This is a genomic window from Candidatus Neomarinimicrobiota bacterium (assembly GCA_041862535.1).
Taxonomy (GTDB): domain Bacteria; phylum Fidelibacterota; class Marinisomatia; order SCGC-AAA003-L08; family TS1B11.
In genome coordinates this window covers 1-7,360 of the sequence record JBGVTM010000235.1, presented here as the reverse complement: position 1 = coordinate 7,360, position 7,360 = coordinate 1, and the positions used below count along the sequence as shown (strand labels likewise).

The window sequence follows — 7,360 nt, the reverse complement described above, 5'->3', positions numbered from 1 at the left end:
GCGGAGCCCGCCTGGCGGTGACTATCGATAACATGGATGGCTTCAAAAGCATCGGTCTGGATCCCGATTTTAGCGCTGAGGAAGCCATCGAACGCGCCTCTGTGGTGATTGACTGTACCCCCAAAGGTAGCGGTCATAAAAACAAGGTGGAATACTACGATTTATTCAAAAACTCCACCTTGGGCTTCGTGGCCCAGGGCAGCGAGCATGGCTTTGGGAAAATGTATGCGCGGGGGATTAACGATACGGCGCTGGTGCATGGCGAAGACCAGTTTATCCAGGTGGTTTCCTGCAACACTCATAATATGGCCAGCTTGATACAGACCCTCGCCTTCGAGGATAGGCCACCGGACAATCTGGTGGAGGGACGGTTCGTGATCATTCGCCGGGCTAACGATATTAGCCAGGATTCCTCCTTCGTGCCCTCCCCTCAGGTGGGTAAACATGTCAGTGACCGATATGGTACTCACCACGCTCGGGACTGTGCTGAGCTGTTTGCCACGAAGGGCCTACACCTGAATCTGTTTTCGTCCGCGATCAAGGTGAACTCTCAATATATGCACATAGTCCACTTCAACCTTGTGCTGAAGGAGCCCATCACCATGCAGCAGGTCATCGACCGGCTGGACGCCAATGACCGCATCGCCCTGACCGAAAAATCAACCGCTAATCAGATCTTTTCCTTTGGCCGTGACCATGGCCATTACGGGCGTATTCTTAACCAGTCGGTCGTAGCTGTGCCCACTTTGCAGGTCCGCAACAGTCACGAGATCATCGGCTTCGCTTTCACCTCGCAGGATGGAAACTCTCTGCTCAGCTCCATCTCCATCGCCGAGTGGTTCCTGTATCCCCACTCCTTCGAAGAAAAAATTCAGTGCCTGAAGGAGTTATTCTTCAGCGAGGTCTGAGGTGTGCGGATAAAGTCCATTGTTACAGGTCCTTTTCAGGCGAACACATACCTGGTATGGAAGGAAAGTGAAGGTCGTGTCATCATCATTGATCCCGGGGATGAGGCTGAGCTGCTAAAGGAAGAAATCGTCCGCGAGAACCTCAGTCTTGGTGCCATCCTAGTCACCCACGCCCATCTCGATCATATCGGAGCCGTAGATGAATTGCGGAAATGGAGTGGAGCAGCCGTCTGTCTTCCTGAGCGGGAGCGGGAGGCGCTCGGCTGGCTGCCCGAATCATACCGCTTTTTTGGCCTCCCTGAGAAGCCCATCCCCTACGTGGATCATTGGCTGACTCCGGAACAGACAAATCTCACTGACATACTGACCCCCGCCCAGCTGGGGGGTCTGGCAATCGCCGTTCACGCGACACCGGGTCATTCAATAGGCGGCGTATGCTATGCGATGGACAAGCATTGGTTTGTAGGGGATACCCTGTTTTGCGGTTCTGTAGGACGTATCGACCTTCCCGGGGGTGATTGGCCCACCCTCCAGGAATCGCTACGTTACCTGATGCATCTCCATGATGATATCGTGATTCATCCGGGCCATGGCCCCGAGACCACTATTGGCTGGGAGAAAAGAACCAATCCCTTCCTCCTGGAAATTCGTGATCAAGATACAGGATGAGGGAGCCGATTTGGGAACCGAATGTGAATCCGGGCGTGCCAAATCTGATAGCCAGCGCTGGTTGTGGCTGGGAGTTTGCTAGTTTTAAAACGTAATGATGTTCAGCATGTATAATCCGACGCTACTGGAACCGATTTTTTCCCGGTGGGGAATCCCGCTGCGGGGAGCCCGTTTCCTGGTAGCCTTTTCCGGGGGGCTGGATTCCACCGTGCTGGCGCAAAGTATGGTGTGCCTGGCCGACAGGCATGGATTCACCCTTACATTGGGTCACATAAACCACCGACTCCGTACCGAAGCCGATCGCGATGAGGCTTTCTGCCAGGAATTCGCTAACAGTCGAGGTCTGCCCTTCCATACCGCCTCTCTTGATCCGGGCGGGCGGGAAAAGGAATCGATCGAGGCCTGGGCTCGCCGGGAGCGATATGCTGCTCTTGAGAACATGCGCCTGCAGGTGGGGGCAAAATGGATCCTTACTGCCCACCACGCCGATGATCAGGTGGAGACGGTTCTCATGCGTCTGATGCAACAGGCACCGCTCATGAGCCTGGCCGGTGTCCGGCCCCAGTGGAGGAAGGTTCTGCGACCGCTACTGTCTTTCACCAGAGAACAGCTGTGTGAGTGGGCCGTATGTGAGCGATTGGAATGGGTCGAAGACCAGACCAATATTGACCAGCGCTTTCTACGCAATCGACTGCGCCACGCCCTGGTGGCTGATGATACTAATGCGAGGGACACGCTGTTAGGACTGGCGCGATTGGCCCAGGAATATGAGGCCCGGTGTGTCGCTGTAGCCAAGCAGCTTACCCGGCTGGCTACAGAAGGTACTATCCCCGGTACTGCCGTTATGCCGATTGAAGCCCTGTCGGAGGTGGAGGAAGATATATTCAAGCTGGCCGTGCAAGAAGTAGTTCAGCGGTTCTTGGGGATCACCCTTCGACTGAGTAGCCCACACTGGCAGAACTTCCGCCATTTTGTCCGGGTGAGCACTGTCGGCAAGGTTTTTGAACTTCCACATTCGGTCCTGGCATTGCGGGACCGTGGCCAGGTGGTTTTTTATCGTATTGAGCAGGCGGTTGTGCCTGAAAAGTGTGCCCTTAAGCCTGGTAGAACCCGGTGGGGCTACAATGAATTCTTAGTAACACCTATGGATTCCCCGGCCGGGGCCACAGATCTGTGGTTGCGGTCCTGGAGATCAGGTGACCGGGCTGTGGTGACCTCCGGGAGGCGACCTAAGCTGGTGAGCGATATTTATATTGATGCACACCTTAATTGCCTGGAGAAAGTCCACTGGCCGCTGGTTGTAACGGAGCAGGACGAAGTGGTTTGGGTCCCGGGACTGGGTGTGCCTCGGGATCGCTTTGACAAGACCCCGTGGAGCATTGTATGGCAGACGCAGTTCCGCAAGAGATAACCGTCCCTGAATCCAGTCACTATAGGGGGCAAACTCTGGAGCTTTTCATTCCCAGCGAGAAAATCCAGGCCAAGGTGACCGAGATTGCTACTTTCCTATCTGAGCGGTTTAAAGGCAAGTGCCCAATCCTCATCGGCGTGCTGAACGGCTCATTTATGTTCATGGCGGACTTGGTGCGGCAGTTGGACATTGATTTCGAGATTGACTTTATTAAAATCTCGACCTATGGCCACGCGAAGGCCTCTACCGGAACGATTCGCCTGCTTAAAGACATCAGTGCTGATATCACTGGCCGTGACGTAATCATAATAGAAGATATTGTGGATACGGGTTTGACCATTAAATTCATGCGAAGTCGTATGCAAGAGGCGGCACCTACCTCGGTAACTTTTGTAACTTTGCTTTTGAAGGATGAGGTGGCAAATTTGGACTTTCCCCTTGATTATGTTGGATTTAACATTCCTAATCGATTTGTCGTAGGATACGGCTTGGATGCGGATCAAAAATTTCGAGGATTAAGGTCACTGTATGCTTTTAAGGAGAGCTGAGATGTCGGGCGGAGAAAGCCAGAGGAGGCCCCGGAAACCTGCCCCGAATCCGCCGCGGCGTGAGCGGAATACCAGGGGCGAAGACCGCGGCAGAGGTAGGAACGACGCGAACAAGACCCCGCCGGCCCGCCGAGGAGGCAAGCCGGACCAGCCTCAGCCGCCCGGCTTCCAGATGGGTCGCGCCCTCAGAACATCACTGGGATGGATGGCTATCGTGCTGGTGGCGTTCCTGCTGGCCAGCATATTCTCTTCGGACAGAAATCTCAAAAAGGCCACCTTTACTGAGTTGGAGGACTATGTTCGGAATAGCCAGGTGGAGACGGCTATCATCACCGGTAACGTCTTCCGGGGCAAGTTCAAGGACCCCCTGGTTGAGACCAATCTCAAGGGCCAGACACGTCGGTACAAGGAATTTGAGACAGTCCTTCCGTATGTCGACAGCGAGCTGGTAGGCAGGTGGAAGGAGAGTGGTCTCCGGTTTGAGTTCAAGGAAAAGAGCCCGGGCTGGTTTGACTATCTCTGGAGTGCCTGGCCGATTCTCTTGATTGTTTTATTCTGGTTTTTCATTATGCGCCGGATGCAGGGTGGTGTTGGCGGCCAGGGTAATATCTTCAACTTCGGGAAAAGTCGGGCTAAGATTGTCACCCCGGATAAGCCCAAAGTGACTTTCGAGGATGTGGCAGGCTGTGAAGAGGCTAAAGAAGAGCTCCATGAAATTATCGAGTTTTTGAAGAGCCCTAAGCGTTTTGCACGCCTGGGGGGCAAAATTCCCAAGGGCGCCCTCTTACTGGGTCCCCCGGGGACAGGCAAAACTCTTCTGGCTCGGGCGGTGGCGGGCGAGGCCAGCGTGCCCTTCTTCAGCTTATCGGGTGCCGACTTTGTAGAGATGTTTGTTGGCGTGGGCGCTAGCCGCGTCCGGGACTTGTTTGACCAGGCGAAAAAGCATGCCCCGGCCATCGTCTTCATTGATGAGCTCGACGCTGTGGGACGACATCGCGGCGCGGGCCTGGGGGGCGGTCACGATGAACGCGAGCAGACCCTCAACCAGTTGTTAGTGGAGATGGATGGATTTGATACCGATACCAATGTGATCCTCGTCGCTGCAACCAATAGGCCAGATGTACTGGACAAGGCTCTTTTACGTCCGGGGCGGTTTGACCGGCAAATTGTGGTGGATGCGCCCGGCATGAGAGGTCGTGAGGGCATCCTAAAAGTTCACACCAAGGATATTCCGCTGGCCGATGATGTAGATCTGCACGTGGTTGCACGTTCGACGCCTGGGTTGGTGGGAGCGGATCTAGCCAACCTGGTGAACGAGGCGGCCCTGCTGGCGGCCCGGAAGAACAAGACCAAGGTCGGCATGGAGGATATTGAAGAGGCCAAGGACAAAGTGATGATGGGTGTGGAGCGCAGAAGCGTAATCCTCACTGAAGAGGAGAAAAAGGTTACCGCCCATCACGAAGCCGGTCACGCGGTAGTGGCCTATTATACCGAGCAGGCCGATCCCCTCCATAAGATCACCATTATCCCCCGGGGTCGAGCCCTGGGGCTCACAGCTCAGCTGCCCCTGGATGATAAACATAATTACAGTCGTACTTACATCCAGGCTCGCCTGGATATCCTCATGGGTGGCCGCACGGCTGAACGCTTGGTCTTCAACGATCTGACTACCGGTGCCGGCAACGATCTGGAAGTGGCTACGGAGCTGGCCCGCCGCATGGTGGTCGAGTGGGGGATGAGCGATAAGGTTGGCCCCACTACTTTAGGCAAAAACGAACAGGAGCTTTTCCTGGGCCGGGAGATTCAGCAGCATAAGAATATCAGTGAGGAAACCTCCCGCACCATCGACCAAGAGATCCGTAACATCATTCTGGCAGCGGAGCGCCGGGCAACGCAGATTCTCACTGAGCATATGGACAAGCTCAGTCTGCTGGCCAACGCCTTGCTGGAGACCGAGACAGTCCACGGTGAGGAGCTACCGCAACTTTTTGCCGGGAAGGATCTGCCCAAGGTATCTCCCGATGGTCGTCCCAAGTTAAAGGCCAAGCGCCAGAGCCGCAGCACCTCCGGCAAAAAAACGGTTCCGACTCAGGGAAGAAAGCCGGTCCCTGTTGCTGCGTCACGCAGTAAAACCTCGTCGACCACTAAGCCAGGACGAAAGGCACCTTCGTCCCCGAAGTCAACCAGCTGACATAGACGGTGGGCACCCTCAGGGAGATTATCGCCCTCTCACCTGATGAGCTGGCGCGCGAATTTGATTCGATCAACGTGGACGAGGGAGGCATTGGAATCATGTCTCCCAAAGCGTTTTTCCACCTTTTGCGCCTGCGGGCGCTGAAATCCCCCGCCGCGAATATCCTTAAGCAGGAGATGCTTAGTGTGGGAGGTGAGTGTGCCACCAGCCGGACGGTGATCCTCGGTGATCCGGTAGCCCAGGATGTGATTATTATGGGTACCCGACGGCAGCTTGCCAAGCTCAGTGCCCGGCTCAAGGCCCAGCCCTTTGGACTGAAACAGGTCGCCCGGCAAATAACAGCCTTTATCAAAAATACCTCCCAGAATCCACCGCCACTGCCCTCCCTTATGTCGTCCCTGGCAATTAATCCATCTCGTTACCCCCTGCTTATGGGCGTTCTCAACGTAACCCCGGACTCGTTCAGTGATGGAAACTGTTATCTTGAGGAGAATGCCGCCATACAACATGGCATGACCCTTTACGAACAAGGAGCTGAGATGATTGATGTCGGTGGTGAATCCACCCGGCCGGGTTCTGATCCAGTGCCTGAGGAGGAAGAGCTCCGCCGGGTGTTGCCTGTGATTAGGCGGTTGCGGGAGCAAACCGACCGGCCCATTTCCATCGACACCATGAAAGCCCCGGTCGCCGTGGAGGCTCTTGAAGCCGGTGCCAACCTGGTCAATGATGTGAGTGCCGGTCGTCATGATCCCCGAATGCTTGAGGTGGTGGCGCAGGCGGGGTGCCCGTACGTCATGATGCATATGCAGGGCGAACCTAAGACTATGCAGCAGAATCCCCATTATGACCATTTGATGGATGAGTTGCATCGGTTCTTCGATGAGCGGCTTGCGTGGGCGGTGAAAAGGGCGGTGAAGGAGGAGCAGATCATTATCGACCCGGGTATCGGGTTTGGCAAATGCCGGGAAGACAATTACGAAATCCTGCGTCGTTTGCGGGAGCTGCGGGTGTTTGGTCGGCCGGTTCTGGTGGGGGTATCCCGTAAATCGTTTCTGCAGAACGAATTGGGCGAGGTGCCTAAAGAGCGGTATGAGGAGAGTATAGCGGCCGGAACTATCGCCATGGTGAACGGTGCTGATATCCTCCGCGTCCATGAGGTGGTCCCGGCACTCAAATCCCGGATAGTATTTCAAAGACTCATAGGTCGAACATGAATCTAGAGATTTTCCACATTGGCTTCCTGCCTATCTCGCTCTTTGATATAGTGGACATCGTAGCGGTGTCATTCATTTTCTATACCCTCTATAAGTACTTCCAGAATACCAGGGCGGGCCAGATGCTGGTGGGACTGGTGATCCTGCTGGTTGTAACCCTGGTGGCGCGCCTGCTGAACATGAATGCTCTCTCCTGGCTCATGGGTCAGTTGCAGACGGTATGGGTGGTGGCCTTCGTCATTCTGTTTCAGCCGGAGTTGCGCCGCCTGCTCATCTACATCGGCCAAACGCCGGTGATCCGGGGAATTTTCCGGATCACAGGCAGCCGGACCATCGATGCGGTGGTGGACGGCAGTCAGGAGTTGTCCCAGCGGAAGTGGGGCGGGCTGATGGTGCTGCAGCGGGACAGCGGCCTA

At 55.3% G+C, this 7,360-nt stretch carries 7 protein-coding genes; all 7 read left to right on the top strand.

From position 1 onward, the window contains the following. Positions 1–908, top strand: a 908-nt coding sequence (locus ACETWG_08600; GenBank protein MFB0516650.1) for a hypothetical protein, incomplete at its 5' end; no start/stop codon positions are given. Between the two features lie 3 nt (positions 909–911). Beyond that, positions 912–1,577, top strand: coding sequence for an MBL fold metallo-hydrolase (locus ACETWG_08595; protein MFB0516649.1), 666 nt, complete (start codon positions 912–914; stop codon positions 1,575–1,577). Between the two features lie 106 nt (positions 1,578–1,683). Continuing rightward, positions 1,684–2,988, top strand: coding sequence for a tRNA lysidine(34) synthetase TilS (gene tilS / locus ACETWG_08590; protein ID MFB0516648.1), 1,305 nt, complete (start codon positions 1,684–1,686; stop codon positions 2,986–2,988). Then, on the top strand, positions 2,961–3,536 hold the full coding sequence (gene hpt, locus ACETWG_08585; protein MFB0516647.1) for a hypoxanthine phosphoribosyltransferase: 576 nt from the start codon (positions 2,961–2,963) through the stop codon (positions 3,534–3,536). The genes tilS and hpt overlap by 28 nt, the downstream gene beginning before the upstream one ends. Positions 3,537–3,708: 172 nt before the next feature. Continuing rightward, entirely contained in the window at positions 3,709–5,727 is a 2,019-nt protein-coding gene (gene ftsH / locus ACETWG_08580) for an ATP-dependent zinc metalloprotease FtsH (protein MFB0516646.1), read from the top strand. A gap of 8 nt (positions 5,728–5,735) precedes the next feature. Then, positions 5,736–6,944 carry a dihydropteroate synthase gene (gene folP, locus ACETWG_08575; protein MFB0516645.1) on the top strand — a complete coding sequence of 403 codons (1,209 nt, stop codon included), beginning with the start codon at positions 5,736–5,738 and terminating at the stop codon, positions 6,942–6,944. Continuing rightward, positions 6,941–7,360: TIGR00159 family protein (locus ACETWG_08570; GenBank protein ID MFB0516644.1), on the top strand; the 420-nt coding region annotated here is incomplete at its 3' end. The genes folP and ACETWG_08570, both read left to right, overlap by 4 nt.

Coding starts and splice junctions, on each gene's coding strand:
- tilS (MFB0516648.1), top strand. CDS start 1,684: ATGTATAATCCGACGCTACTGGAACCGATTTTTTCCCGGTGGGGAATC.
- hpt (MFB0516647.1), top strand. CDS start 2,961: ATGGCAGACGCAGTTCCGCAAGAGATAACCGTCCCTGAATCCAGTCAC.
- ftsH (MFB0516646.1), top strand. CDS start 3,709: ATGGGTCGCGCCCTCAGAACATCACTGGGATGGATGGCTATCGTGCTG.